Source organism: Kribbella aluminosa, assembly GCF_017876295.1.
Classification (GTDB): domain Bacteria; phylum Actinomycetota; class Actinomycetes; order Propionibacteriales; family Kribbellaceae; genus Kribbella; species Kribbella aluminosa.
In genome coordinates this window covers 1,553,116-1,579,289 of record NZ_JAGINT010000001.1, presented here as the reverse complement: position 1 = coordinate 1,579,289, position 26,174 = coordinate 1,553,116, and the positions used below count along the sequence as shown (strand labels likewise).

Genomic DNA, 26,174 nt, shown 5'->3' with positions numbered 1-26,174 from the left:
ACTCCACCGTCGATGTGCAGCGATCCGTTGACAGCCAACAAATCGCACGCTTACAGTCGATGACACGTTCGTTCGGTGATACCGAACAGTGTTCGGAAAATGCTCTTGGCGGAGCTTCCATTGGTCGCCGCGGCCGGGCTGGGCCGCGGTGGCACGCCCACGCGACGACGCAGTACGCCATCAGACTCTGGAGACCTCATATGCCCCCGACGTCCATCTCGCAGCGCGCCGCCCAGGTGATCCCCGGCGGCGTCAACTCAGGCCAGCGACTGATCCCCGGACTCACCGACCTCGTCATCGCCTCGACCGAGGGAGCACGATTCACCGACGCGAAAGGGCGGACGTACACCGATTACCACGCCGCCTTCGGCCCTCCGCTGCTCGGCCACAACGACCCCGAGGTGGCGGCGGCGGTCGCCGAGGCCGGTCGCCGGATCGATCTCACCGGCGTCGGTGTCACCGAGGGCGAGGTCGAGCTGGCCGAGGAGATCGTCCGGCTGGTACCGAGCGTCGAGAAGGTGCTCCTAACCTCGACCGGCAGCGAGGCCACCTTTCACGCGCTCCGCGTGGCGCGCGCTGCCACCGGCCGGCGGCTGGTGGTGAAGTTCCAGGGCTGCTACCACGGCTGGCACGACTCGGTCAGCCTCAACGTCATCTCCGCGCCCGACAAGGTCGGCGCCCAGGACCCGATCTCCACCGGGATCCTGCCCGAGGTCCTGGACGCCACCTTGGTGCTGCCGTTCAACGACATCCCCGCCGTACGGCAGACGTTCGCGGAGTACGGCGCCGACATCGCCGCGGTGATTCTCGAGCCGGTGCCGCACAACGTCGGCTGCCTGCTGCCGGACCTGGAGTTCCTGCAGTCACTGCGGGACGAGACCACGAAGTCCGGCAGTGTGCTGATCTTCGACGAGGTGATCACTGGCTTCCGGCACGCGCTCGGTGGCTGGCAGGCGATCAGCGGCGTCACCCCGGACCTGACCGCGATGGGTAAGGCGATCGGCAACGGCTATCCGGTCGGCGCCCTCGGCGGCCGCGCTGAGCTGATGGAACTGTTCAGTACGACACCTGGCGCGCCGGCATTCTTCGCCGGAACCTACAACGGCCACCCGTCGGTCGTCGCCGCCGCGCACGCCACCCTGCGCAAGCTGCAGACCGAGCCGGTGCACGAGCACGTCTTCCGGCTCGGCGCGGCCATCCGGACGGGCCTCGCGGAGATCTTCACCGAACTCGGCGTACCGGCGGTCGCGCACGGGTACGGATCGGTGTTCGTCAGCTACTTCATGGACGGCCCCGCGCCGCGCACATACACCGACCTGCTCCGAAATGACGCCTCCCGCTTCATCGGCTACCGTCGGCGGCTGCTGGAGCACGGAGTGTTCGAGTTGCCGCTCAATCTCAAGCGCAGCCATGTGTCGTATGCACACACCGACGCCGACGTCGACGCGTTGCTGAGCGCGACCCGCGCCGCCGTTCGTGACACCCTGGCCGTTGGCGGCGAGCAGGAACTCGCCGGGACTTCGACCATGGGAGGTGCGTCCTGACCATGTTGACAGTGGACCGCGGCCGTCCGGTGGGACCGGCGGGCCGCATCTCCCGGGTGGAGACGCTCACCCTCGGCACCGCCTGGCGAGACTTCTCCTATGTGCGGGTGCATACCGACGAGGGCCTTGCCGGCGTCGGCGAGATCACCCATCCGTACCGCTCCCGCGAGACGTGCCTGCTCACCGAGGCGATGGCCGGACGGCACCTGCTCGGCGCCGACCCGTTCGACGTCGAGGAGATCTGGCTGCGGATGTACCAGGGCGACTTCCTGCGCGGCGGCGACATCGGCGGCATCGTGCTGTCCGGTGTCGACCAGGCGCTGTACGACGTGATGGGCAAGGCGCTCGGCGTACCGGCGTACCGGCTCGCCGGTGGGGCCTGTCGCGACCGGGTGCCGGTCTACGCGAACGGCTGGTACACCGGCGACCGGCTGCCCGAAGCGTTCGCGGATCGGGCCAAGGATGTCGTCGGCCGCGGATACAGTGCCCTCAAGTTCGACCCGTTCGGCGCCGGACTCGGTGAGTTGTCCCGAGCCGAGCGGGTCCGCTCACTCGACATCGTCGCCGCGGTCCGGGACGCCGTCGGCGACGATGTCGACCTGATGGTCGAAGGACATGCCCGCTTCAACTTCGCGACCGCGGCCCGGCTGGTCGACGACCTGCGGCCGTTCGACCTCGCCTGGTTCGAGGAGCCCCTGCCCTGGACCCACATCGAGCGGTACGCCGAGTTACGTGCCCGGGCCTCGATGCCGATCTCCGGCGGCGAGCACTTCCACAACCGGTACGAGTTCAAGCAACTGTTCGCCACCAGCGCCGTCGACATCGTGCAACCGGACCTCTCGATGGCCGGCGGTTTCACCGAGCTGCGCAAGATCGCCGCCATCGCCGACCTGCACGCGATGTCCGTCGCCCCGCACAACTCGAACTCACCGCTGTGCACGACCGCCTCGGTGCACGCCGTCGCCGGCCTCACCAACCTGAAGATCCTCGAGACCTTCGACGGCATGGTCGAGGACTACGTCTTCGACGCACTACCCGGCGTACTACCGGTGGTCGACGGACACGTGCCGTTGCCCACGGCACCAGGTCTCGGTGTCGAGCTGGCCGACGAGGTGTTCGCGGAGCATCCACCGAGCCACCGTTTCTGGAACATGTTCGCCGACGGCTGGGAGAAGCGGAACCGCACATGATCGTCGACGTTCACTCACATCTGTTCACCTGCCCTGACGATATCGACGATCCGTTCCGCGGCGAGGTCTCCCGGGCCCACGGTGGACCTGTCGACCTGACGGTCAAGTACGCCGACTACGCGGCCACCGCACCGGACGGGACACGGACGATCGTCGTCGGTGGCAAAGCACGGCGCAGCGGTCTTTGGGTCGAGGACGACGACGTGGCGGCGTACGTCGCCGAACACCCGGACCAGCTGATCGGCTACCTGTCGCTCGATCCGACCCACCCTGGCTGGCGAGACGAGCTCCGGCACGGCCACCAGGAGCTCGGGCTGCGTGGGATCAAGTTGATGCCGATGTACGCCGGCTTCGACCCGGCCGACCCGGCGTACGACGACCTCTACTCCTACGCCGAATCCCACAACCTGCCGCTGCTCATCCACACCGGGACGACCTTCGTGTCGACAGCCCCACTGCGCTGGGCGCTGCCGGTGCACATCGACGAAGTGGCGATCCGGCATCCCGAACTGCGGATCGTCCTCGCGCACCTCAGCCACCCGTTCGAGGGTGGGTGCATCGCGGTGATCCGCAAACACCGGCACGTGTACGCCGACGTATCCGCACTGCACTACCGCCCATTCCAACTGTGGCACTCACTGCGGCTCGTCCAGGACTACAGGGTCTGGGACAAACTGCTGTTCGGCTCGGACTTCCCGTTCACAACCGTCGACGCCTCGATCGAGGGCCTGCGCCGGGTCGCCGCCGTACCAGGAATCCCAGGCCTCGATCCCTTGGACGCCGACCAAGTCGAAGCGCTCATCCACCGTGACGCGTTGCCACTACTGGGGCTGACGTGAGCGCCTCGTTCTCGCTCGCCGGGCGAACCGTCGCCCTCACCGGCGCCGCCCGCGGCCTCGGCGCCGCGTTCGCAACCGGCCTCGCGGACGCCGGTGCCGACCTGGTGCTGGTCGACCGCACCGAGCCCATCGACACCGCAGCGGCCGTGACCTCGCTCGGCCGCCGGTGCCGCAGCTATGTCATCGACCTCGCCGACACCTCGGCCTTGGCACCCTTGGTCGACACAATCCGGAGCGAGGCCGGCCCGATCCACGTGCTGGTCAACAACGCGGGCGTCGCCCGGCTGGAGCAGTTCAACGAGATCACCCCGGCAGGCTGGCACGAGATCATGGCCGTCAACGCCGAGGCACCCTTCTTCCTCGCCCAGCGGGTTGCCGAACATATGATTGCCGACGGCATCGAGGGCCGGATCGTCAACATCTCCTCGAAGAACGGCCTGGTCGCCGAGGCCGGCCTCGCGCACTACAACGCCTCCAAGGCAGCGCTCGAGCTGATCACCAAATCACTCGCCGCCGAACTCGGGCCGCACGGCATCACCTGCAACGCCGTCGCGCCAGGAATGATCGCCACCCCGATCGCCGACGACTTCGACGCAGACCTCGCAGGCCTGTTCGATTCCTGGCAGGCCCGAATCCCGTTGGGCCGCTTCGGCACGCCGGACGACTGCGTCGGAGCCGTGATCTACCTGGCCTCGGACGCGAGCCGCTACGTCACCGGCACCACGCTCGTCGTCGACGGCGGCGCCTTGGCCGATCAACTGCCACGGCTACGCTTCCTCCCGCCGTACCGCTCCAGCCTCTGACATTCCGATGACGACGTGCGCAATGCTGGTCGGCGCAGGCCTTTCTGCCATCGATGACTTCTGTACGAGGAGATCCTCCCGCCCGCCGCCAGCAAGTTCCTGGTGACGTTCACGGGGTCGGGGGTCGGACTGGGACGCGAGCGAGCCCGGAGTGCTCGCGGACGATGAGAGCTTGGCGTCCGCCGTCGCCCCATCGCCTGATCCTGTCGTCCTAGCGCCAGACTTCTGGAGTTGGCAGGCCGGTCGGATCGACCAGGCACTCGTACACGGCGTCTGCGCGGAACGGGAACTCGCGTTCGATCGCGGGGGTGAGCTCGATACCGAGTCCGGGTGCGTTCGACAGTGAGACCTCGCCGCCCACGATCGACACGAGCCCACCGAGCAGTTCCGAGCGCAGCGGGTAATCAGGTAGCGGCCATTCCACGGTCGAACCCCCGGCGGCCAGTGCGGCGTGATAGTTCGCGAGTACGCCCACACCAGCACCCCAGCAGTGCACGTACACCTCAGCGCCGACGTCACCCGCAGCCGAGAACACCTCGAGCACCGGGCCAACCCCGCCGATCACGGTGGCATCGGGTTGGACGATGTCGTAGGAGCGAGCGCGAACGCGTGCGACGAGCTCATCCTCGGTCGTGACGATCTCCCCGCCCGCGATCGGCACCCCGGCGGCCGCGCGGAGCGCCGGCAGATCGTCGATCCGATCCGGCCCGAGCGCCTCTTCGATGAAGGCCGGTGGGCGGCCTGAGGCATCGACCACGGCGTGCACGAAGTCGAGGACCTCCTCAGGTCTCTGAGAGGGCACGACGAGGTTCTGCGTCATGTCGACCGCCACGGCGATTCCGGCGGCAGCGTGCTGGGTCCAGACCACCTTGTCGACCTGGTGCGCGCGGCCCCGAATCTTGAAGGTTCGGATGCCGAGCGCCGCGACTGCGTCGATCTCGCCCTGCATCGCTTCGGGGTTGATGGAGTCCCCACCGCTTGCGTACGCCGCGAGCGGCCGCGAGTACATGCCGCCGAGATGCCGCCAGAGTGGCACGCCATCGAGCCGTGCGTTGCAGTCTTGTAGCGCGATCTCGATCGCGCTGAGCACGTGTCGAGCAGCACCCTGCAGGCTCCAGTACCCAGTGGCGACAACAAGCTCCGCGAACCGGGCATCGAGCTGCAGCACGTCTTTGCCGACGAGTAACGGCGCGAGTAGTTCGACGATCGAGCGGAAGACCTGTGGCGCGAACACGGCGAGGTAGCCTTCGCCGAGTCCCACCGTTCCATCGTCGAGAGTGATCTCGACGAAGCCGCTTGTGCGCAGGCCGCTCGGGATGTGCAGGATGTTCTCTGCGCTCGTGAGGGCAGCGCCGTACGGCGCGCTCAGCACGACGGCTCGCACTCGTGCGATCTTCATCTTCAGTACCCCATTTGCAGGTCGACGGCGAGAGCCTGACGGCGGAGCGCGAGAGACCGCTCGTCGAGGTGTGCCGTGATCGCAATTCGCAAAGGTCTATTCATTGCGTGACTCGACGCGGCTTGCGTGCAGCGACTCGCTGCGCAGGCGAACGTCTGCGAAGTGCTCTTGCATACGTGTCATCGCGAGCATCGCGTCCCCTACCCGCAGCGCGTCGACGATCGCCGCATGCAAGGGGGCGCTCGGAACGTCTGTCGGCTTCGGAGACAGTTCGTCCTCCAACCGCCAATAGAGTTCCCAGAAGAGGCTGATCAGATTGTCGATGAGCGGGTTGCTCAGCGAGGTGTGGAGCAACAGGTGGAAGTTCCGGTCTAGATCGACGATCGAGTCGCCTGCCTTCTCCCGCTCGTCCATCCGCCGGACGATCTCATCGCAGCCATCCAGCAGTTGCGGTGACGTGCGCAGGGCAACCGCCGGCATCAGGCCGGTTTCGAGGGCTTCACGGGCCTGCAGGATCTCCACGAAACTTGTGTCGGCGGCGAGTCCGTACGGGAGCAGATCGACGATCGGCCGGAACGAGAAGTCCGCGACGTAGAGGCCGTTCCCGTGGTGGGCGCGAATGACTCCGAGCGTTTGGAGACTTCGCGTCGCTTCGCGCATGGCTCCCCGGCTCACGCTGAAGCACTTTGCGAGTTCGCCCTCCGAGGGGAGCCGGTCGCCTGGCTCGAGGCGGTGTTCACGAATGTAGCTCTTGAGCTGCTCCTGCGCCCTGACGAACAGCGGCGATCCGCTCATGATCGAGCTCCCCGTTCCTTCTCGTGCAGTAGACAGTGTGCAGGGTTGCGATGACAGACATTAGATATCTAACAACTGCTGCGCAGCGAACCTATGACGCCGAGCGAGGAAGCGCAACTGCCCGCGGCACGACGGACTCTCAGCCGCAGCCGAAATCGCAGAACGCTTCCGATCACTCTGTCGATGCGAGGAATGGTCGCCTCTGCGATCCGAAGCTCACCGAGAGCGGGCCGTAGGTGGTTCTTGAGAGCCGGGAGGTACGTCATCCGTGAGTTCGGCGATCGCCGTCGGTCCGCCACGAGCTCGTCTGTGAACTTCGCGATCCACAGGTCGATGAGGTGGTTGATCTTGCGCATCGAGGTCAAACTCGCCGGACTGGGTGGTCATCGCCCGATATCGCAGCTTGGTGAGCTGCCCTAGTGCCTAGGCGTCGTCGAGGCCGCGCAGTGTCAACGGCACGCAGGCCGCGGCTTACGGTCGCCTACCACGTGCTACGACCGGCCACATCGCGATCATCCATTTTGCCGCAAGGCCGGCAACTCCAACGCAGTCCTAACTCTATGCAATCTCCGTCTGCGCCGGTGAGGACCCTAGACGCGATCGCTAGACCGTAGGTTAGAACGTTGATGCCTCGATCCAGGGGGAATGACGAAGGGCCCTCTGACCGGTGTTTCCCTGGTCAAAGGGCCCTTCCAAGTAGCGGGGGCAGGATTTGAACCTGCGACCTCTGGGTTATGAGCCCAGCGAGCTACCGAGCTGCTCCACCCCGCGTCGTTGTGTCTTTAGCTTAGAGGATTCGGGCCGAGCAACCAAATCGGTTACCGGAGCGGCGAAAACTCGTACCGCCGGCGGGGCACCGAGCGTACCGTCCGAGTATGTCCCGACCAGTCCTCCGCCCGTTCGAGGAGGCGGATCTTCCGGCTGCGGCCGGCCTGCTCGCCCAGCGGCACCGGGCGCATCGCAAGCGTCACCCGCTGCTCCCTGCCGACTACGAGGACGAGCGGCTCGCGCTCGTCGAGGTCACCGCTGTGTGGGAGACCGAGGGGGCGTCCGGTGCGGTCCTGGTCGAGGACGACGAGCTGACCGGTTACTTGCTGGCGGCACCGAAGCCCGCACCGATGTGGGGCCCGAACATCTGGGTCGAGGCGGCCGGTCACGCAGTACGTGAGCCGGAACACATTCGCGACCTGTACGGCGCCGCGGCTGCGCGATGGGTCGACGCCGGGCGTACGGCGCATTACGTGCTGGTGCCCGACGATGCCGAACTGGTGGACGCGTGGTTCCGGCTGGGGTTCGGCTCGCAGCACGCGCACGCGGTCCGCCCGGTTCCGGGGTACCACTTGACGCCTCCCCGCGATCTCGCCGTACGCCGGGCAACGCGCGCGGACATTCCGGTATTGGCGGAGCTCGACCTGGAACTCCCCCGGCATCAAGGCCGGTCGCCGGTGTTCTCGGCCGCGGAGCTGGGGACGTACGAGGAGGCGGTCGCGGACTGGGAGGAGTCGATCGACGATCCGGACTACGCGACGTTCGTTGCCGTGTACAACGATGAGGTCATCGGCTCGTCGGTCGGGTGCTCGGTGGACAGATCGAGTGCGCACAGTGGGCTGGCGAAGCCGGACAACGCCGGGTTCCTCGGGTTCGCTGCTGTACTGCCGGCGGCTCGTGGGCTGGGTGCGGGGCGGGCGCTGGGCGAGGCTGTGCTGCAGTGGTCGGCGGAGACCGGGTACACCTCGGTGGTGACGGACTGGCGGGTGACGAACCTGTTGTCGTCGCGGACCTGGCCGCGGCTCGGGTTCCGGCAGACGTTCCATCGGCTGCATCGGTTGATCGGGTACTGAGCTGCAGGCTGCCGGTTGTCCACAGGTTCGGATTCGCCGGTCCGGGGGCGGGGCGATCGCGGCATCTTCTTGGTCACGAAGGGCGTCTCGCAGCAGGCGGGACGCCGTCCTTCCCCCAGGAGGCAGTCATGTCGTGTTCATCCTTCGGTTCCCGAGTCATGCCGTCCGCCCGTCGTATCGTGGCCGGGACCGCGGTTGTCCTGGCCTCGTTGGGCCTGTCGACGACCACCGGCTCAGCTGCACCGGCGCAGGTCTCCGTAGCACCATCCACCGAGCAGAAGGCTGGCACCTTGGACGGCTTCGTGATCGAGAACCTTCCCGACGGCATCGGTACGTCGAGCGACTTCGAGTACGAGTGGAACGACGTGTCCTTCCACAGCCGGGTCTGGGAGACCGGTCCGGATTCGGAGGGCGCGTTCAAGGTCGACCTGACCGTGAAGACGATCCGGGGTGAGCAGCTCACCGACCTCGAGACGCTGAAGGACTTCCTCGTCGAGTACGAGGAGAAGGATCCCGGCTGGCAGCTCACGCCGGTCAAGGTCGGCGGGTACGACGGCCTGTTCGCCGGCGACGAGGTCTTCTACTTCATCGAGCCGGGTGTCGCGGCCGAGGTGACGATCGACCATGAGCGCTTCACCGACGAGGATGTGCTCGACACCGCGGCCGGCTTCCATCCCGAGCAGTCCTGATGCCGTAGGCAACCACCCGGACAGACGGACGGGGCGGCGACGCCGACGTGTTGTCGGTGTCGCCGCCCCGGGAAGCAGCCCTGCGGTCAGCCGGTCGGAGAGCTCGACGGTGTCGGCGATGCCGACGGGCTCCCGGACGGTGTCGGTGTCGGCGTTGGTGTCGGCGTCGCCGCTGCACCGGCCGAAGCGCGGTCGAGCGCGGCCTTCATCTGGTCCACGTTCTTCTGGTAACCGGCGAGGTCACCCTTCACGAGAGCGGCCTGTGCCCGTTTGTACGCGGCCTCTGCATCAGCGAGTGCCTGCTTGACCGTCTGGTTCGTCTGTGCCGGTGGGTTCTTGGTCCCCGGCGGGTTCTCGCCCGTGTCGACGTTGGTGTTGAACACCTTGCCAAGAGCTTCCTGCAGCGTCGTCCCGTAAGCGACATTGTCCCCGAACGACACCAGGACGTACCGCAGGACGGGATAGTTGCCCGGCCCGCTGGTCCGCGACGAGTACACCGGCTGGACGTAGAGCAGACCACCGCCGAGCGGCAACGTCAGCAGGTTACCGAACTGGGCTCTTGCGCCGCTGTTCGGCTGGTTGATCGGCAGCAACGCCTGTCTGATGCCTTCGTCGGTCTGGAACTTGTTGTACACCTGCCCCGGACCGGCTATCTGCAGGTTCCCCGGCAATCGCAGGATCCGGAACTTGCCGTAGTCCGGCGAGGTGGCCTCGGAATCGACGGCCATGAACGCCGTCAGGTTCTCCCGTTCACCGTTCGGTACGTACACCGAGGTCAGTGAGAACTTCGGATCGGTCTGATCCGGCATCCGCAACGAGAGATAGAAGGGAGGCTGACTGATTTGAGTCGTCGAGTCACCGCTGGCCGACACCGCGGTCGGGTCCGCGGGCACACGCCACAGGTCACTGTTCTGGTACCAGGTGCCGGCGTCCGTGACGTGGTACTTCGCGAGCAGGTCGCGCTGCACCTTGAACATGTCCTCCGGGTAGCGCAGGTGCGACATCAGCGCGGGCGAGATTTCTCCACGCGACTTGACCGTGCCGGGGAAGGCCTTCATCCAGGTCTTCAGGATCGGGTCGGTCTCGTCCCACGCGTACAGGTCGACCGAGCCGTCGTAGGCGTTCACGACCGCCTTGACCGAGTTCCGGATGTAGTTGATCTTCTCGCTCGGCTGCTGAGCGATCGTGCCGCGGCCGGTGGTGGTGTCCCGGGTGCTGTCGTCCAGCGCGACCTTCTCGGAGTACGGGTAGTTGTCCGAGGTGGTGTAGCAGTCGACGATCCAGACCACCTGGCCGTCGACGATCGCCGGGTACGGGTCGCCGTCCGGCGTCAGCCAGGGGGCCGCCTTCTCGACCCGGTCGCGCGGGCTGCGGTCGTAGAGGATCTTCGAGTCCGTGTTCACCCGGCTGGACAGCAGGATGTTCGCGTCCCGGAATTTGGTTGCGTAGAGCAACCGGTTGAAGAAGGAGCCGATCTTGACGCCACCCTTGCCCTCATAGGTGTTCAGCGTCGGGTCGCCACCGTTCTTGCCCTCCGGGGTGTCCAGCTCGACCGGCGAGGAACCCTTGGGCCCGCCGACGATCGAGTAGTCCGGCGACTGTTCGCCGAAGTAGATCCGCGGCTCGTAGTTGCCGAGCTGACCGGTCGGCGGCAGGTCCTTCTCGGTCCAGACCGGCGTACCGTCCGGGGCCCGCTGGTTGCCGTTCGCCGCGACCACGCCGTAGCCGTGGGTGTAGACCGTGTGGTCGTTGTTCCAGTTCCGCTGACCTGCCGGCAGCTTGTCGATCTGGACCTCACGGGCCGCGATGACGGTATCGCTGACCTTGTCCTTGATCTTGTACCGGTCGACGTCCAGATCGGTCGGGAACGAGTAGAACCCGCGGACCTGCTGGAGCTGTTCGAAGGTCGGCCCGATCACGGTCGGGTCGATCAGCCGAATGCCGGGCAGCACCTCGGCGTCCGCGGTGAGCTCGCTCGGCTTGGCCGTGGTCTGCGCCTGGTACTCGGTGATCTGCGTGTTCTCGAGCCCGTAGGCCTGCCGCGTGGCCTGGATGTTCTTGGAGATGTACGGCGCTTCCTTCACCGGCTCGCTCGGGCGCACCCGCAACTGCTGGAGGGCGGCCGGCCAGAGCGCACCGAGCAGGATCGCCGACAGGATCAGCACGACCGTGCCGACACCGGGCAGCAGCCACGTCCGCCGGACCACGTTCGCGAAGAACAGCGCGGCACACAGGACGGCGATGACCGCGAGGATCTCCTTGCTCGGCAGGATCGCGTTGTCACCGGTATAGGAGATACCGGTGAAGAGTCTGCCGTCGGACGTCGCCTGGCCGAAGCGGTCCAGCCAGTAGCTGAACGCCTTGAGCAGCACCAGCAGCCCGAGCAGCACGGAGAACTGCACCTGCGCCGCGCCGGAGGCTTTCTGTCCCTTGGCCGACGGGCGGAACCCGCCATACAGGTAATGGGTGATGATCGCCGCGACCAGCGACAGCAGCACGATCGAGTACCCGAAGCCGAGCAGCACGCGCAGCCACGGGTAGTCGAAGACGAAGAACGAGATGTCCTTGTTGAAGTGCTTGTCGGTGATGCCGAAGGAGGTCCGGTTCTTCCAGGCCAGGAAGACCTTCCACTCCCCCGACGCGGCCGAGCCGCCGAAGATCAGCATCAGGGTCGCGACCACGCCGACCGCGATCTTCGCGTGCTGCTGAAGCAGATCGCCGTACCGCTCGAATCCCGGGGTCGGGGACGGCGCGAGCGCGACCCGCGGGCGGGTGCGGAACGCGACGATGATGTTCGCGACGACGGCCACGGCCATCAGCAGGCCGACCACCACGAAGAGCAGTACCCGGGTGCCGAGCACCGTGCTGAACACCGTGCCGAAGTCGATCGACCGGTACCAGAGCCGCTGGGTCCAGACGTCGGTGAAGACGCTGAACAGGATCAGCAGCACGATCAGGGTGGCGATCGTGGGCAGCAGGGCACGAGGACGACCGCCCGGTCGTCGCGTTCTCCGGGCAGGCGGCTCGTCCGGCATGTCGTAGACGCCGTCGCTCATGGTCGCTTCTCCTCGTCGTCGCCATCGACCGCTGAACCCGTGCCCGACCGGCTGCCGACCGAAGGTTCGAATGTCAAAGACAGTACTTCGCACAGCGTGGGGACCAGGTCGACGCCGGTGAGTACGGCGCTGGCCTCGTCGTGCGCGCGCAACCGGACGGCGCCGAAGTGGCCGCCCTCGCGGAGCACCGCAGCGACCATCCGGACCTCGTGCCGGCGCGGATCGCTGCCGGCCAGCCGGGCCAGCTCCGCATCCGACTCGACGCTGGACAGCCCGGACTCGGCCGCCGCGGGCAGCACGATCCGCTCGATCGCCACCGCGCAGCCGGCCACCCCGTCGGGCCACTCGATCCGGCCGAGCGTGTTGGCCAGGTTGTCGTCGTCGACGCCGCCGGGAAGCTCGCCCTGGGCGACCGGGGTCAGCGGCTGGGACGCGTCCTCGGCGCCGAGTTCGGCGGCCAGTTGCGGTTCGGCGCGGAGCAGTTCCGCGGTCGGGACCAGCGCGAACAGCTGCGCGGGCTGGTCCCAGCCCGCGCTGCTCACGTGCTTCTCGATCTCGACGACCGCGCGACTGAGCGCGTCAGGAGGCAGCGTGCCTACGGATTCCATGCCGGCTGATCTTCCCTTCGGCTGGCCGGTTCGTTCAGGTCGCTCACTAGCTGCACGACGGGACGTCACCCTTACCGCTGGCGATCGCCTTCAGCGCGCTGATCGCGCCGGTCAGCGTGCTGATCTTCACCAGCTGGATGCCGCCGACGTCCGCGTGCAGCGCGGCCTCGCAGTTCGGCGCCGGGACCAGGAACACCGTGGCACCGTCGTCCTTGGCGCCGGCGATCTTCTGCTGGATACCGCCGATCGCACCGACCTGGCCGAGCGCGTCGATCGTCCCGGTGCCGGCGACGTGCTTCCCGTTCAGCAGCGCACCCGGGGTCAGCTTGTCATAGATGGCCAGCGCGAACGCGGTGCCTGCGCTCGGGCCGCCGATGTCCTGGCCGAGATTGACCGTCACCTTGACCTGCGAGTCGACGCCGATCGTGATCCCGACCATCGGCCGGGTCGCGTCGCCGGGCGTGGCGGCGGTCTTCAACTCGACCGTCTGCTCGGCGGTTCCGCGGCGGATCAGGAACACCACGTTCTGGCCGACCTTGTGCTTGCGGACCAGGTCGCCGACCTGCGGGATCTGCGTCACGGTATGACCGTCGACCGCCAGCACCAGGTCGCCGGGCTTCAGCTTGCCCTGCGCCGGCGAGTTGTCGGCCACCGTCGCCACCTTGGTGTGGAACGGGACGTTCGCCGCCTGCAGCGCGGCCGCGACCGCGCTGTCCTGGGATCCGCTCATCTCCGCGGTGTTCTGCTGCTCCACCTGGTCGGCGCTCTGGCTGGGCGGATAGATGATGTCGCGCGGGAACAGGTCGTGGTGCGGGTCCAGCCAGTTCCGCATCGCCTGCGGAAGCGTCAACTGCCGGTCCGGCGAGGTCACCGACACGGTGGTCAGGTCCAGCTGCCCGGACGTCGGGAAGGTCTCGTGGCCGGTGATCTCGATGACCGGTTTGTCCTTCGCCGTCCCCAGGGTGTCCTTGACCGGGCCCGGGCTGAAGGAGACGAAGGGCACCGGGAAGGCGGTCACCAGTCCCAGCGAGACGACAAGCACGACGATCGAGGTGACCAATGTGGCGGTACGACGTGTCACGAACCCTGCCCTGCGATCTTGGTGGAGCCGGAGCCACGGTCCTCGGAGACCGGCTGATGATTACGACGACCCAGGGCCCGGCGACGTTCCGGAGTGGCCCGCGGACCCGGAGCCGCCAGCGCGGCGCTGAAGCGGCGGAACTCGTCCACCGAGGCGAAGGGGCCTCCGGACCGGCGCGGCTCGCGGCTGCGCCAGCCACGCCAGGCCGCCCAGCACATCGCGAGCAGCGTGGCGACCAGCGGGAACGCCAGCCACGCCAAAACCTTCATCCGGCCACCTTCATGCGCCCAGAGTACGTGTCAGTGCGCTCCTACCCACTCGCTGCCACCGTCGATGAAGTGCTGGTGTTTCCAAATCGGGACCTCGGCCTTCAGGTCGTCGATCAGCTGGCGGCAGGCGGCGAACGCGACGTCCCGGTGCGATGCGGCCACCGCCACGATCACCGCGGCGTCGCCGATCACCAAGTCCCCGGTCCGGTGCACGGCGGCCAGCGCAGTCACCGCGGGGTCGTCGCAGACACGCTGCGCGACCTTCCGAAGGTGCTCGAGCGCGTCCGGGTGCGCCTCGTAGCTCAGTCTGTCGACCGGCTTGTCCTGGTCGTGGTTGCGCACCGTGCCGATGAAAAGCGCAGTTCCGCCCGCCGTCGGATCGGCGACGGCTGCCAGCACCTCGTCACTGGACAACGCGCCGTCGCGAATGTCCAGCAGCCTGATCGCGTCGCTCATCCGTTCCTCATTCCCGCCTGGTCCCCGGCCTGCACACCCCACCATCCCATCCCCCGTACCGCAATTCTCCCTCCCGGCCCGGAGTTCCCCGACATCCGCTCCCGCTTCGGCGACCCCGGGTGCTGCGGTGCGTGGTCCGGCGTACACCCGGAGGAACAGTTGCCCTGCCCACCTAGTTATCGGGCCGCTGCGCGGCTCTGCCTGCGGCGAACAGGAGAAGTACTGCGTTCACCCGGGGCGGAACTGGTGGGCCTAACCAGTACGTTTGGAGTAGTACGCCCCACCCGCACAGGAAGGCCCATCGATGAGCGACGAACCGGACAACCCGGACAACCCGTTCAAGGGAACGCCGTTCGAGGCCATGTTCTCGCAGTTCTCCGGTGCGGCCGGCGCGGGCGGCACCCCGGACCTGAACGCGATCTTCGCCCAGGTCCAGCAGCTGCTGAGCGGTTCGGCCGACGGCAAGCCGGTGAACTGGGACCTGGCCAAGGACATTGCCCGCAAGACCGTCTCCGCCGCCGGGGACCGGTCGATGACGGCCACCGACAGCGACCGGGTCGCCGACGCGGTCCGCCTCGCCGAGCACTGGCTGAACGACGCGACCACGCTGCCGGAGGTCTCCACGACGTCGCAGGCGTGGAGCCGCGCCGAGTGGGTCGAGAACACGCTCCCGGTCTGGCAGACGATCGTCGACCCGGTGGCCGAGCACGTCGCCGGCGCGATGGGCAACGCCCTGCCCGCCGAGGCGCAGCAGTTCGCCGGTCCGATGGCCGGGATGCTGCGGCAGCTCGGCGGATCGGTGTTCGGCGCGCAGGTCGGCCAGGCCCTCGGCGAGCTCGCCGGCGAGGTCGTCAGCTCGTCCGACATCGGCCTGCCGCTCGGCCCGACCGGCCAGGCGATCCTGCTACCGGACAACGTCGCCAAGTTCGCCGAGGGGCTCGGCCTGACCGACGAGGACGTCCGGCTGTACCTGGCGCTTCGCGAGGTCGCGCACCAGCGGCTGTACGCCGGTGTGCCGTGGCTGCGGCAGCACCTGCTCGCCGCGGTCGCCGACTACGCGGCCGGGATCGAGGTCGACACCGGCAAGATCGAGCGCGCAATGGTCGACATCGACCCGCAGAACCCGGAAGCCATGCAGGAGGCGCTCGCCGGCGGGCTGTTCGAGCCCGAGGACTCCGAGCAGCAGAAGGCGGCCCTGGTCCGGCTCGAGACCACCCTCGCGCTGGTCGAGGGCTGGGTCGACGACGTCGTCCGCGAAGCCACCAAGGACCGGATGCCGTCCGCGATCCAGCTCGCCGAGACCGTACGTCGCCGGCGGGCGGCCGGAGGCCCCGCCGAGCAGACGTTCGCCACCCTCGTCGGCCTCCAGCTCCGCCCGCGACGCCTCCGCGACGCCGCCAACCTCTGGGCCGCCGTCCGCGACGCCCGTGGCACCGACGGCCGCGACAACCTCTGGTCCCACCCCGACCTGATGCCCAGCACCAGCGACCTCGACGACCCCATCGGCTTCGCCCAACACGCCGGCGAGCTCTCCGACATCGACATCACCGACTTCCTGGACGCTGAAGACACCCCAGACACAGAGCCTGGTGACCAGTCCCACCCTCAGAACGACGACGGCGACAACCCGACGAAGTAGGCCAACCTGCTCCAGCCCTCCCTCCCGCGCGGTGCGATCCGTGCGAGAGGGCGCTGTCGGCGCAGACCCGGGTGAATGGCTCCGAGAGTGGACGGGGAGACTGGCGGGGTGCTTCGTGGGGATGCGGTTCGGGTTCTGGATGACTGGTGTGCGCCGGACAGGGACCAGGAGGAGTTGCGGAAGCGTTACCTGCGCCACCTGGCTGAGCACGTGGACGGCATGTGGCGCGGCTGCCGGCCCGAACATGTGACGGCCAGTGCGCTGGTGGTTGACGGCGCGGGCGACAACACCCTGCTGACATTGCACAAGACAGTCGGGCGGTGGCTCCAGTTGGGCGGGCATTGCGAGCCGGGAGACGTCACCCTGAGTGGCGCCGCCCTGCGGGAAGCGACTGAAGAGTCCGGGCTGACAAACCTGACAGTCGGTCGCGAACCGCTGCGGCTCTCACGCCATCTGCTGCTCGCCGGTGGATGCGCCGGTGTGTACCACCTCGACGTCCAGTTCCTCGTGACTGCGACCGCTGACACGCAGTACGTCGTGAGCGAAGAGTCCGAGGACCTCGCTTGGTTCCCGATCGACGAGCTCCCGCCGGACACGGACTCGTCCGTCCGCGACCTGGCCGCACGAGCGCGCGACCACCTCTCACGCAACTGACCGCGACACCAGACACTCGCCCTTCACACGACGGCGCCCGCCCTTCACACGACGGTCCGACCGAGTCTCTGACCTGTGGGCCGACCCGAGTCGGCCGGCCCACCTCCCCACAACAGGGCACCCCAAGCCCCGCCCCCGCTACCCCCTCGCACCGCCTGCCCTCGCGAGCCCCCACGATCCCCGCAGGCAGCGCGATCCCCCGTTCCCCTCGTACTGCCAATCCCGTGATCCCCAGCAACACGTTCCCCCGCTGGTACAGCGATCCCCGCTCGTACTGCGATCCCCGTGCAGTCCCGTCATACCGCCGCCCCGGCCACATCCCCCCGATGTGGCCTGCTGGGTGGCTGACGGTCGGGTGCCGCCCCTGAACGGCATCGGCGGTCAGCTGGACTTCCCCCGAAGTCCCCGCTGCATGGTGAACGAGCCGGGCCAGAGAAGGTGACGGCTCAGGAGTGTCGAAGTAGAGATCTCGTCGCATCCCAGCCTTCGAGCCCGGGATCCAGTCGCGCTATGTCAGCATTCGACCGCAGACGGTGCCATCCCGGGCCGATTGCGACGGCATGCCGTCGGGGTTTGCGGGCGTCCAAATCCGCAAGCGAGGTGTCGAAGTGCGGGGAGAAGTCCGCGACCCAGCCGGCGACCGGCACGTTCACGCCGATTGCCGCCAGCGAGCCGTCTTCGGCAGGAGTGACGGCGAGGTCGGCGTGGCTGAGGGCGCGGAAGAGCTTCCCGATCAGCAGTCCAGGCAGATCAGGTACGTCATGCGACACCGCGACGACGGCCGCGGCCGGACCGGCGAGCTCCACCGCGTGCAGAACCGGCCGGTGCACATCCACGGCGTACGTCGGCGTGCCCGGCCACGTCAACGCACTCACCTCCGCCACTGCGGCCTCGTCCCCGCCGGCGACCGCTACCGCGACGTCGACGCGGTCCAGCGCGGCGAGCACCTCGTAGGTGTCCTCCGCGAGCGCCAGCCGCCACGCCTCGGCGTCCCGCCCGGGTGGCGCCCAGGTACCTGCGGCCGGTACGACGACGACCACGACTCGACGATCTGTCATGCCGAGGCGCTCACGTCGACGGCCGGTGTGACCGACCACCTCAGCAGGCCGTCGCGCTCGGGCGAGCGGAGCGCCTTCTGGATCACGGCGATCCGGTGCGACAGATCGGAATACCGTCGCGGTCCGTCGGCGAATGCGCTGACGACGAGTGTCACCCGCCTGTCGCCGGATCCGGTCGAGGAGGTACCCGGCCGGACAGCTCGCCGGCAACGCCTGCCGGACACCTTTCGCGAGCACGCGCAGGCGTCGTACCCGCAGGCTGCCTCTTCCCGGAACTGGGCCGACATAGCTCTCCTCACCGTGCGATACAACTTTCAGCCGAGAGTAACTCTCCGAGCGGTTGTGCCGCCCAAGGACCTCGACCACGGGCCTGTGGTCGCGGCAGGCGCTCGTGCCCTAGGCGGTGGCGCTGAGCTCAGGCTTGATCAGGCCGAGGCGCACTGACCAGTTGGCGCCGGCGTATCGACGACGACGAAGTCGTATGCACCGCGCAGCACGGGCAGCAGTTCGTCGACGAATGCGGGCGAGACCTGCGTCGCGTCCCCCGGACCTGTCGGTGCCAGCAGGCAATCCAGACCGGGCCGGAACGTCGTGACCAGCGCGGCAATTCGATCCGCCGTCAAGGCCCCGGCCCATTGCTACGCGCCCTTGGCCGCGAAGACTGTGATGATTCGCCCATCCGCCGTCTGACACCTCCCGGCGCCATTCTGTGTCACCGCACTGGGCGTTGACTTCGCCTACAGAGTGGGCGCCCCACAACGTCCGTCACAGCGGGTGAATGGACGACAGAGGAGATCGTTCGGGTGACCTGCCGTCGGCCGAACAGCCGACACGGTCAGCCGAGGGCGGAGTGGAGGCGGAGGGCAACCTGGATGTCGAGGGCGCGGTCCGGGGACTGCCAGCCGTTGCCGAGCAGTGCGGTGATCCGGTCGAGGCGTTGCTGCACGGTGTTCGGGTGGATGTGGAGCGAGGCGGCTGCACGCGTCGGGCTCTGGCCCGCGGCGAAGTACGCCTGCAACGTGCCGATGAGGTCGGTGCCACGGTCGGCGTCGTAGTCGAGCACCCGACCGAGCACGTGCTGCACGTGGGTGTGTACGTCGACCTCGGACGCGCCTACCAGACCCGCCACGCCGAGGTCGTCAGGAGTCGCAGACTCACCGGTGCGCCCCAGCCGGACCATTGTGGTGACCAGACGCGACGCCTGCCGATGTGCCTCGACAAGAGGCTCTCCCCACGCGGCAGGTCCCGTCACCGCAATCGTGACGCCGGTCCTCTTCGCCAGCTCGGACAGGTCCTCTGCAGCAGACGCCGCGTTGGTACGTGCGAACAGGAGCACCAAGTCCCCGCCGTACGAACCAGCTAGCACCACTCGGTCCTCCAGAAGCGCTGACAGTCGAGCGCGTACGCCGGAGTGGTCGCCGCGGCACACTGCGACAACCAGGCGGTCGTTCCGGTGGTTCGGGGCCAGGAGACGCAGCCGGTCGGTCAGGGTTCGCGGGTCGGCGCTTCCGCTGAGTACATCGGCCAGTAGGTCCGCCTGTGCACGTTGAGATTGCTCAGCCGCTTGCCGTCGGAAGAGGAGGACCAGTGCGGTGACAACGGCTGCCCGTTCCACGATGCGCTGGTCGGCGCCGGACAGGTCGTCAGCGCCACCAATGACCAGCGCACCGAGCCGTTCGCCCTTGGCAGTCGCTGTCGCGACCCAGCAGTCACCGCTACGGGTCAAACGACCAGACGACGACTCCTGCCACGGAATCGGCGTACCAGGGGCCTGTCCCGCGTTGGCCAGCTCGTTGCCGCTGGCATCGACCAGCACGACCCACACGCCCAGCAGCTCGGCCAGTGCAGCCGCGATGGCGTCCACGTCTCCACCGGACAACACGATCTCGGCAAATCGGTCATGCGCGGCGGCTGCATGCTCCACGCCCGCATGTGCGGCGGACAGCTGGTCCAGCGCCGCAGCGGTCTCAGCCGCGGCCCGCACCTGCACGAGTGTCACGGCGGCCAGCGTTGCGAGTGAACCGAGCAGCGACACCTCGTCACGGCTGAACGGCCTCCGTGTCCGGTTGGACGCGAACAGCACGCCTACGAACGCCCCGTCCACCACGAGCGGCGTACCGCAGATGGCTACGAGGCCCTCCTCGCTGACGGCGTCGTCGATCGGCAGGGTGTGCCGGAAGCGCCGATCCGACGGGTAGTCCGCGGTCCAGTACGGCTTGTACGTCTCTGCGACCAGTCCGCCCAGCCCCGCACCCAGAGGAAGCCGCAACTGCTGGAACGCGGCAGACACCGAGCCGTCGGTGGCCCGCATGTACGTGTCGCCACGCGTCTCGTCGTACAGGGTCAGATACGCGACGTCCGTACCGACGAGGGTGCGGGCGCGGTGGACGATGGTGTGCAGTACGCCGCCAGGGTCCCGTGCTGATGCCAGCTCCCGCGCTACGTCGACCAGTGCGGACAGCTCCGCCTCACGCTTCTTGCTCGCGTCCATACCGGCCCGGATGCGCAAGGCGAGGTCCCGTGCCACCGCGTCCTCGCCCGCCGCCCGGGACAGCTCGCTCCCGGGCGCATCGTCGGCCAGTAGGCGCAGAAGCTCCTCCATGGTCCTACAGCGTAGTGAGGTCCCGGCGGTGCGTTTCGGAGTACGACGTGACCGCGACGATCGAGATGACGGCACAGACCGCGATGTAGACCGCAATCGCATAGCCAGAGCCGTACGCCTTGAGCAGGGCAACCGCGATGAACGGCGCCAGACCGCCCGCGATGATCGACGCGAGCTGGTACCCGATCGAGACGCCGGAGTACCGCACCCGGGTCCCGAAAAGCTCGGTGAAGAACGACGCCTGCGGCCCGTACATCGCTCCATGCAGCACCAGCCCGATGGTCACTGCGAGCGTCGCGAGGCCGAAGTTGCGAGTGTCCACCAGCGCGATGAACACGAATCCCCAGACGCCGACACCGACCGCGCCGATCAGATAGACGGGCCGCCGGCCGATGCGGTCCGACAACGCGCCCCACAGCGGGATCGCGAAGAAGTGCACGGCCGCACCGATCAGTACCGCGTTCAGCGCGAACGACTTCCCCATCCCGAGGTGTTCCTTCGCGTACGTCGCGATCACGATCGTGAAGATGTAGTAGCTGACGTTCTCCGCCATCCGCGCGCCCATCGCCGTGAGTACTTCGCGCGGGTAGCGCGTGATCACCTCGAGAATCGGCAGCTTGTCGGCCGGCTCCTGCTTTGCGCGGGCCTCCTGGAACACCGGTGACTCCTCGATCCGCAGACGCACCCACAGCCCCACCAGGACGAGCACTGCGGACAGCAGGAACGGAATGCGCCAGCCCCACCGGTTGAAGTCAGTGTCCGACTGGAACGCAGCCAGCCCGGCCAGTACGCCGTTCGCGATCAACTGACCCGCGGGGGCACCAGCCTGCGGCCAGGACGCCCAGAAACCACGCCGTGCCGGATCACCATGCTCCGACACGATAAGAACTGCCCCACCCCACTCCCCGCCCAGTGCGAACCCTTGGATGAGCCGCAGTACGGTCAGCAGGACCGGAGCGAGCGCACCGACCTGTGCGTACGTCGGGAGCAGGCCGATGGCGAACGTAGCGAGCCCCATCATCAACAGCGACAGCACCAGCAACTGCTTGCGACCTAGGCGATCACCGAAGTGCCCGAACACAACACCGCCGATAGGCCGCGCAAAGAAGCCCACTGCGAACGTGGCGAAGCTCAGCAGCGTCCCCGTGAGCTGCTCGCCCTTGGGAAAGAACAGGTCGCCGAACACCACCGACGCGGCGACCCCGTACAGGAAGAAGTCGTACCACTCGACCGTCGTACCGACGAGGCTGGCGCCGACCACCCGGACGATCGACGTACGGGTCTGGACTGGTTGTGTTGCTGTCATGGGCGGGCTCCTGAGTTAGTGGGCGGTCCAGCCGCCGTCGAGTACGAACGAGCTCCCCGTGATGGAGGCCGACGCGGGGCCGCACAGTACGGCCACCAGCTCCGCCACTTCGGCCGGTTCGATCAGCCGCTTGACCGCGACCGGTTCGAGCAGGACCTTGTCCAGCACCTCTGACTCGGACAGACCGTGCGTTGCGGCCTGGTCCGCCAGCTGCGCGGTGACGAGCGGCGTACGGACGTACGCCGGGTTCACGCAGTTGCTGGTCACCCCGTGCGCGGCACCTTCCAGGGCGACCACCTTGCTGAGTCCCTCGAGCCCGTGCTTCGCAGCGACGTACGCCGCCTTGAAAGGACTGGCCCGTAGCCCGTGGACCGAGCTGATGTTGACCACACGGCCCCAGCCGGCGCCGTACATGTAGGGCAGCGTCTGCCGGATCAGCCGGAACGGTGCCTCCAGCATGAGCCGGATGAGGTAGCTGAACCGCTCCGGAGGGAACTGCTCGATCGGTGCGACCTGCTGTACCCCTGCGTTGTTCACCAGGATGTCTACGTCCACCGGGAGCTTCTGCAGCCGCTCCAGGTCCGACAGGTCGGCTACTACCGTCTCGACACCCTCCAGCGCGTCAAGCCCAGCCCGGTCGAGGTCGACGGCCACCACGTGGACACCGTCCGCGGCCAGGCGCTGGGCGCACGCAGCGCCGATACCGGACGCTGCACCGGTGACAAGGGCTCGACGGGTCTCCATGGCGGACGACTGTAGGAATCAGCGACGGCAAGGACTATGGGATGGGGACACATATCCCACGCCTCGGCTGTAGTGGTGTGCGCCACTTATCCACAACCGGGCCTATCGAAGCAGCGCGTCACGATAGGCAGGCCTATTGTTGAAACCATGGTCGATATCGAACCGCCGAAGCAGAAGGCCGCCGGCGTGCCCGCCGTGCTGTCGTCGTTCAAGTTCGGTCTCCGCGAGATGGGACCGGTCCGCAGCGGCCGGGTCTTCCTGAAGATGAATCAGGACCGCGGGTTCGACTGCCCGTCCTGCGCGTGGCCGGATCCGGAGCACAAGCACGCGGCGGAGTTCTGTGAGAACGGCGCCAAGGCGGTGGCCTGGGAGGCGACGCGCAAGCGGGTGCCACGCGACTTCTTCGTGCAGAACTCGGTGGCCGACATCGAGCGCATCTCCGAGTTCGACCTCGGCAAGCTCGGCCGGATCACGGAGCCGATGCTGCTCCGGGCCGGCGCCACGCACTACGAGCCGGTCGGCTGGGACGAGGCGTTCCAGGTCGTCGCGCGACACCTCAAGGCGCTCGTCGACCCCGACGACGCGGTCTTCTACACCTCCGGGCGGACCAGCAACGAGGCCGCGTTCCTGTACCAGCTGTTCGTGCGCGCGTACGGGACCAACAACCTCCCGGACTGCTCGAACATGTGCCACGAGTCCTCCGGTACGGCGCTGTCCCGGGTGATCGGCAGCGGTAAGGGCGCGGTCACGCTGAAGATGCTCGAGGAGTCCGAGCTGATCGTGGTCGTCGGGCAGAACCCGGGCACCAACGCGCCGCGGATGCTCACCCACCTCGAGGTCGCCAAGCGCAACGGCGCCGAGATCGTCGCGGTCAACCCGCTGCCCGAGCCCGGCCTGATGCGCTTCATGAACCCGCAGAAGCCGCGCGGCCTGGTCGGCAAGGGTACCCAGCTCGCGGACCAGCACCTCGGGATCCGGATCGGCGGCGACCAGGCGCTGTTCCTTGCCCTCGGCCACCTTCTGCTGCAGGCCGAGGCGGCGAATCCGGGGACCGTGCTGGACAAGTCGTTCATCGACTCGCACACCAGCGGCTTCGAGCTGTACGCCAAGCACAACACCGAGCTGGACTGGCCGGCGGTCGAGCAGGCCACCGGGCTGCGGCGGGCCGAGATCGAGGAGCTCGCTGGGCGTTTCATCCAGTCCAAGGCAACCGTGGTTTGCTGGGCGATGGGGCTGACCCAGCACCGGGACGCGGTCGCGACGATCAGCGAGGTCGTCAACGTGCTGCTCCTGCAGGGCAACATCGGCAAACCGGGCGCCGGGCCGTGTCCGGTGCGCGGGCACTCGAACGTCCAGGGCGACCGCAGCATGGGGATCTGGGAGAAGATGCCCGACGAGTTCCTGGACCGCCTCGACCACGAGTTCTCGTTCACGTCGCCGCGGGAGCACGGTATCGACGCGGCCGCGACCGTGAAGCGACTGCGGGACGGCGACGTCCGGGTCTTCTTCGCGATGGGCGGCAACTTCGCGTCCGCGACGCCCGACACCGAGGTGGTGCACCGTGGGCTGCGCGAGTGCGACCTCACCGTGCACGTGTCGACGAAGCTGAACCGGTCGCACACCGTCACCGGCCGCGAGGCGCTCATCCTGCCGACGCTCGGGCGGACGGACCACGACCACACCGCAGCGGGCCCGCAGTCCGTGTCGGTCGAGGACTCGCAGGGCGCCGTACATCTGTCGAAGGGAAACCTGATTCCGCCGGCGCCGGAGCTGAAGTCCGAGATCGGGATCGTGTGCGGGCTGGCGCAGGCCGTCGTACCGGACGTCGGGCAGATTCCGTGGGCGGACTTCGCCGACGACTACAGCCTGATCCGGCAGCGGATCGGGCGGGTCGCGGACGGGTACGAGAACTACGAGGACCGGCTGCGGGACGGGGACGGCGGATTCCTGCTGGCGCATGCGGCGCGGGACAAGCGCGAGTTCAAGACGTCGGATGCGCGGGCGCAGTTCACCGCGAACGATCTGACCTGGTTGCCGACGGCACCTGGTCGGCTCCTGTTGCAGACGTTGCGCAGCCACGACCAGTTCAACACGACGATCTACGGACTCGAGGATCGGTATCGCGGGATCCATGGGACGCGCGAGGTGGTGTTCGTGCATCCGGACGACCTGGCGGAGCTGGGGTTGAAGGATGGTCAGTACGTCGACATCGTGAGCGAGTTCCAGGGCGTCGAGCGGCGGGCCTCGCACTTCCGGCTGGTGTCGTACCCGACGGCTCGCGGGTGCGTCGCGGCGTACTACCCGGAGACCAACGTGCTGATGTCGGCCGACGATCTCGCCAAGGGCAGCAACACACCGGTCGCCAAGGGCCTGACCGTCAGGCTGGAGCCAGCCGCTTCCTGAACCACGGCTGCGGTACTGCGAGCACGCCGGCGACCGCGGCGCTGGTGAGCCAGAGTCCTGTCGGGCCGGACGTCTTGAGCAGCTGGGTGACCGTGAGCGGGGCGATCGTGGTCGCGATACCCCAGCTCAGTCCGAAGATCGCGAGATAGCGTCCACGCGCCTCGTCCGGCGCGAACCCGGACGCCTGCGTGAGGTACCGGGTCAGCAGGAACAGGTCGCCGAGACTCCACAGCACGGCGGCGAGCACGAAAACCAGCAGCGTGTGGGCGAACGCACTGGTCAGTAGCCCAGCCGCCAAGAGCACGTAGCCGATCGCGATCGACCGGAAGTCGTCGAGCTTCTGAAGCCGGAGCAGGCGCTGCGCCGCAATCAACGTGACCGCCGAAACGGCAAGGATGATGCCGGTACCGGACTTCGGCAGCCCCTGCTCCAGCAGCGTCAGCGGCAGCCCGATGACGAGCTGCATATAGATAGTCGCAAACACCGTCCCACTCCCCAACAGCAACAACAACCGCCCATCCCGCCACGCGGAGACCGCCCCAGGAAGCACCTCGGCGGGTGCGGGTCGGCGTACGTCGCGCGGGAGGGCGACGGCTACTAAGGCTGCGCAGGAAAGGCAGGTGACGGCGTCAGCTACAAAGAGCCAGCGGAGGTCCCTGTGGCTGATTGCCGCCGCCAGTAGTCCGGCGAGGACGCCTGCGGCGGCGAGCGCCGCGCTGTACATGCCGTACGCGGCGGGGCGGTCCTCGGGCTCGGTGACGTCGGCGATCATCGCCTGGCTCGGCGGCTCGTAGATCTCGAACGCCAGCCCAAGCAGGACAGTCGCCAGTAATGCGGACCAGATCGCGTGACTGAACGCGATCCACAACTGCCCGACCGCACACCCGACCAGCCCGAGCACGATCGTCCGCCGCCGCCCGAGCCGATCCGCCAACTGCCCACCCAGCAGCCGCGACGGAATCGTCGCCGCACCGAAGACCGCCAGGATCACCCCGGTCTCGGTCAACGAAGCCTTGAACTCGACCGCCAGCACCACCCCCAGAAACGGCAGCGTGAACGCCCCGATCTTGTTCACCGCCCGCGCGACAATCAGGATCCACACGGCTCGCGAGAGTCCTCTCGTCGCGGCAACGACGCTCATACCGAACCCCCATGACTGTCTAAGTGGCTATGATCGGTCACGCAAGCCCGAGCCTAC

The 26,174-nt window shown here is 67.8% G+C and carries 23 protein-coding genes and 1 tRNA gene; 9 read left to right on the top strand and 15 right to left on the bottom strand.

Annotation, left to right across the window (positions count from 1 at the left end; translation table 11 throughout):
* Positions 1-200: 200 nt before the first annotated feature.
* Genes JOF29_RS07880 through JOF29_RS07865 form a run of 4 tightly spaced genes read left to right on the top strand, consistent with a single transcriptional unit; the run spans position 201 to position 4,376 of the window.
* Entirely contained in the window at positions 201-1,544 is a 1,344-nt protein-coding gene (locus JOF29_RS07880) for an aspartate aminotransferase family protein (protein ID WP_209693564.1), read from the top strand.
* Between the two features lie 2 nt (positions 1,545-1,546).
* Positions 1,547-2,734 carry a mandelate racemase/muconate lactonizing enzyme family protein gene (locus JOF29_RS07875; RefSeq protein WP_209693563.1) on the top strand — a complete coding sequence of 396 codons (1,188 nt, stop codon included), beginning with the start codon at positions 1,547-1,549 and terminating at the stop codon, positions 2,732-2,734.
* Entirely contained in the window at positions 2,731-3,573 is an 843-nt protein-coding gene (locus JOF29_RS07870) for an amidohydrolase family protein (RefSeq protein WP_209693562.1), read from the top strand. The genes JOF29_RS07875 and JOF29_RS07870 overlap by 4 nt, the downstream gene beginning before the upstream one ends.
* On the top strand, positions 3,570-4,376 hold the full coding sequence (locus JOF29_RS07865; RefSeq protein WP_209693561.1) for an SDR family NAD(P)-dependent oxidoreductase: 807 nt from the start codon (positions 3,570-3,572) through the stop codon (positions 4,374-4,376). The genes JOF29_RS07870 and JOF29_RS07865 overlap by 4 nt, the downstream gene beginning before the upstream one ends.
* A gap of 211 nt (positions 4,377-4,587) precedes the next feature.
* Here JOF29_RS07865 and JOF29_RS07860 read toward each other — a convergent pair whose 3' ends face one another.
* The 3 genes from JOF29_RS07860 to JOF29_RS07850 form a co-directional block, all read right to left on the bottom strand.
* Positions 4,588-5,775: a mandelate racemase/muconate lactonizing enzyme family protein gene (locus JOF29_RS07860; protein WP_209693560.1), complete on the bottom strand. Its 1,188-nt coding sequence runs from the start codon at positions 5,773-5,775 to the stop codon at positions 4,588-4,590.
* Positions 5,776-5,871: 96 nt separating this feature from the next.
* Complete coding sequence (locus JOF29_RS07855) at positions 5,872-6,570, bottom strand: FadR/GntR family transcriptional regulator (protein ID WP_209693559.1); 699 nt, start codon at positions 6,568-6,570, stop codon at positions 5,872-5,874.
* A gap of 697 nt (positions 6,571-7,267) precedes the next feature.
* Positions 7,268-7,341 (bottom strand) — tRNA-Met (locus tag JOF29_RS07850).
* Positions 7,342-7,445: 104 nt separating this feature from the next.
* Here JOF29_RS07850 and JOF29_RS07845 point away from each other — a divergent pair.
* Both JOF29_RS07845 and JOF29_RS07840 read left to right on the top strand, forming a co-directional pair.
* Positions 7,446-8,411 carry a GNAT family N-acetyltransferase gene (locus JOF29_RS07845; RefSeq protein WP_209693558.1) on the top strand — a complete coding sequence of 322 codons (966 nt, stop codon included), beginning with the start codon at positions 7,446-7,448 and terminating at the stop codon, positions 8,409-8,411.
* Between the two features lie 128 nt (positions 8,412-8,539).
* Complete coding sequence (locus JOF29_RS07840) at positions 8,540-9,100, top strand: hypothetical protein (RefSeq protein ID WP_209693557.1); 561 nt, start codon at positions 8,540-8,542, stop codon at positions 9,098-9,100.
* An 86-nt stretch (positions 9,101-9,186) separates the two neighbouring features.
* Here JOF29_RS07840 and JOF29_RS07835 read toward each other — a convergent pair whose 3' ends face one another.
* From JOF29_RS07835 to JOF29_RS07815, 5 genes are read right to left on the bottom strand one after another with little or no spacing between them, the layout of a single operon-like run.
* Positions 9,187-12,156, bottom strand: a complete 2,970-nt coding sequence (locus JOF29_RS07835; protein ID WP_209693556.1) for a UPF0182 family membrane protein — start codon at positions 12,154-12,156, stop codon at positions 9,187-9,189.
* Positions 12,153-12,764 carry a PPA1309 family protein gene (locus JOF29_RS07830; protein ID WP_209693555.1) on the bottom strand — a complete coding sequence of 204 codons (612 nt, stop codon included), beginning with the start codon at positions 12,762-12,764 and terminating at the stop codon, positions 12,153-12,155. Before JOF29_RS07830 ends, JOF29_RS07835 begins: the two co-directional genes overlap by 4 nt.
* Positions 12,765-12,810: 46 nt before the next feature.
* The gene (locus tag JOF29_RS07825; protein ID WP_209693554.1) at positions 12,811-13,845 is read right to left on the bottom strand and encodes a YlbL family protein; all 1,035 of its coding nucleotides are present in this window, start codon (positions 13,843-13,845) and stop codon (positions 12,811-12,813) included.
* The gene (locus tag JOF29_RS07820) at positions 13,842-14,114 is read right to left on the bottom strand and encodes a hypothetical protein (protein ID WP_209693553.1); all 273 of its coding nucleotides are present in this window, start codon (positions 14,112-14,114) and stop codon (positions 13,842-13,844) included. Before JOF29_RS07820 ends, JOF29_RS07825 begins: the two co-directional genes overlap by 4 nt.
* Before the next feature lie 30 nt (positions 14,115-14,144).
* Complete coding sequence (locus JOF29_RS07815) at positions 14,145-14,570, bottom strand: molybdenum cofactor biosynthesis protein MoaE (protein ID WP_209693552.1); 426 nt, start codon at positions 14,568-14,570, stop codon at positions 14,145-14,147.
* A 304-nt stretch (positions 14,571-14,874) separates the two neighbouring features.
* Here JOF29_RS07815 and JOF29_RS07810 point away from each other — a divergent pair, with 304 nt between their 5' ends.
* Positions 14,875-16,209, top strand: a complete 1,335-nt coding sequence (locus JOF29_RS07810) for a zinc-dependent metalloprotease (protein ID WP_245357488.1) — start codon at positions 14,875-14,877, stop codon at positions 16,207-16,209.
* Between the two features lie 174 nt (positions 16,210-16,383).
* Positions 16,384-16,863, top strand: coding sequence for an NUDIX hydrolase (locus JOF29_RS07805; RefSeq protein WP_245357487.1), 480 nt, complete (start codon positions 16,384-16,386; stop codon positions 16,861-16,863).
* A gap of 446 nt (positions 16,864-17,309) precedes the next feature.
* Here the strand turns inward: JOF29_RS07805 and JOF29_RS07800 are convergent, their stop codons facing one another.
* The 6 genes from JOF29_RS07800 to JOF29_RS07775 all read right to left on the bottom strand — a co-directional run bounded on the left by JOF29_RS07800 (position 17,310) and on the right by JOF29_RS07775 (position 22,573).
* Positions 17,310-17,921 (bottom strand): DUF2064 domain-containing protein, encoded by a 612-nt coding sequence (locus JOF29_RS07800; protein WP_209693550.1) that lies wholly within the window; start codon positions 17,919-17,921, stop codon positions 17,310-17,312.
* Positions 17,918-18,076, bottom strand: coding sequence for a hypothetical protein (locus JOF29_RS07795; protein ID WP_209693549.1), 159 nt, complete (start codon positions 18,074-18,076; stop codon positions 17,918-17,920). The genes JOF29_RS07800 and JOF29_RS07795 overlap by 4 nt, the downstream gene beginning before the upstream one ends.
* A 270-nt stretch (positions 18,077-18,346) precedes the next feature.
* Positions 18,347-18,544 carry a hypothetical protein gene (locus tag JOF29_RS07790; protein WP_209693548.1) on the bottom strand — a complete coding sequence of 66 codons (198 nt, stop codon included), beginning with the start codon at positions 18,542-18,544 and terminating at the stop codon, positions 18,347-18,349.
* A gap of 212 nt (positions 18,545-18,756) precedes the next feature.
* On the bottom strand, positions 18,757-20,523 hold the full coding sequence (locus tag JOF29_RS07785) for a helix-turn-helix domain-containing protein (RefSeq protein WP_209693547.1): 1,767 nt from the start codon (positions 20,521-20,523) through the stop codon (positions 18,757-18,759).
* A gap of 4 nt (positions 20,524-20,527) precedes the next feature.
* The gene (locus JOF29_RS07780) at positions 20,528-21,829 is read right to left on the bottom strand and encodes an MFS transporter (RefSeq protein ID WP_209693546.1); all 1,302 of its coding nucleotides are present in this window, start codon (positions 21,827-21,829) and stop codon (positions 20,528-20,530) included.
* A gap of 15 nt (positions 21,830-21,844) precedes the next feature.
* Complete coding sequence (locus JOF29_RS07775; protein WP_209693545.1) at positions 21,845-22,573, bottom strand: 3-hydroxybutyrate dehydrogenase; 729 nt, start codon at positions 22,571-22,573, stop codon at positions 21,845-21,847.
* Positions 22,574-22,720: 147 nt separating this feature from the next.
* On the opposite strand from JOF29_RS07775, the gene JOF29_RS07770 reads away from it, so the two are divergent.
* Positions 22,721-24,976: an FdhF/YdeP family oxidoreductase gene (locus JOF29_RS07770; RefSeq protein WP_209693544.1), complete on the top strand. Its 2,256-nt coding sequence runs from the start codon at positions 22,721-22,723 to the stop codon at positions 24,974-24,976.
* Here JOF29_RS07770 and JOF29_RS07765 read toward each other — a convergent pair.
* Positions 24,951-26,078 carry an MFS transporter gene (locus JOF29_RS07765; protein WP_307863203.1) on the bottom strand — a complete coding sequence of 376 codons (1,128 nt, stop codon included), beginning with the start codon at positions 26,076-26,078 and terminating at the stop codon, positions 24,951-24,953. The two genes, JOF29_RS07770 and JOF29_RS07765, sit on opposite strands and share 26 nt — an antisense overlap.
* Between the last annotated feature and the right edge of the window lie 96 nt (positions 26,079-26,174).

Coding starts and splice junctions, on each gene's coding strand:
- JOF29_RS07840 (WP_209693557.1), top strand. CDS start 8,540: ATGTCGTGTTCATCCTTCGGTTCCCGAGTCATGCCGTCCGCCCGTCGT.
- JOF29_RS07870 (WP_209693562.1), top strand. CDS start 2,731: ATGATCGTCGACGTTCACTCACATCTGTTCACCTGCCCTGACGATATC.
- JOF29_RS07835 (WP_209693556.1), bottom strand. CDS start 12,156: ATGAGCGACGGCGTCTACGACATGCCGGACGAGCCGCCTGCCCGGAGA.
- JOF29_RS07810 (WP_245357488.1), top strand. CDS start 14,875: ATGAGCGACGAACCGGACAACCCGGACAACCCGTTCAAGGGAACGCCG.
- JOF29_RS07775 (WP_209693545.1), bottom strand. CDS start 22,573: ATGGAGACCCGTCGAGCCCTTGTCACCGGTGCAGCGTCCGGTATCGGC.
- JOF29_RS07780 (WP_209693546.1), bottom strand. CDS start 21,829: ATGACAGCAACACAACCAGTCCAGACCCGTACGTCGATCGTCCGGGTG.
- JOF29_RS07855 (WP_209693559.1), bottom strand. CDS start 6,570: ATGAGCGGATCGCCGCTGTTCGTCAGGGCGCAGGAGCAGCTCAAGAGC.
- JOF29_RS07770 (WP_209693544.1), top strand. CDS start 22,721: ATGGTCGATATCGAACCGCCGAAGCAGAAGGCCGCCGGCGTGCCCGCC.
- JOF29_RS07800 (WP_209693550.1), bottom strand. CDS start 17,921: ATGACAGATCGTCGAGTCGTGGTCGTCGTCGTACCGGCCGCAGGTACC.
- JOF29_RS07830 (WP_209693555.1), bottom strand. CDS start 12,764: ATGGAATCCGTAGGCACGCTGCCTCCTGACGCGCTCAGTCGCGCGGTC.
- JOF29_RS07820 (WP_209693553.1), bottom strand. CDS start 14,114: ATGAAGGTTTTGGCGTGGCTGGCGTTCCCGCTGGTCGCCACGCTGCTC.
- JOF29_RS07880 (WP_209693564.1), top strand. CDS start 201: ATGCCCCCGACGTCCATCTCGCAGCGCGCCGCCCAGGTGATCCCCGGC.
- JOF29_RS07875 (WP_209693563.1), top strand. CDS start 1,547: ATGTTGACAGTGGACCGCGGCCGTCCGGTGGGACCGGCGGGCCGCATC.
- JOF29_RS07815 (WP_209693552.1), bottom strand. CDS start 14,570: ATGAGCGACGCGATCAGGCTGCTGGACATTCGCGACGGCGCGTTGTCC.
- JOF29_RS07845 (WP_209693558.1), top strand. CDS start 7,446: ATGTCCCGACCAGTCCTCCGCCCGTTCGAGGAGGCGGATCTTCCGGCT.
- JOF29_RS07860 (WP_209693560.1), bottom strand. CDS start 5,775: ATGAAGATCGCACGAGTGCGAGCCGTCGTGCTGAGCGCGCCGTACGGC.
- JOF29_RS07785 (WP_209693547.1), bottom strand. CDS start 20,523: ATGGAGGAGCTTCTGCGCCTACTGGCCGACGATGCGCCCGGGAGCGAG.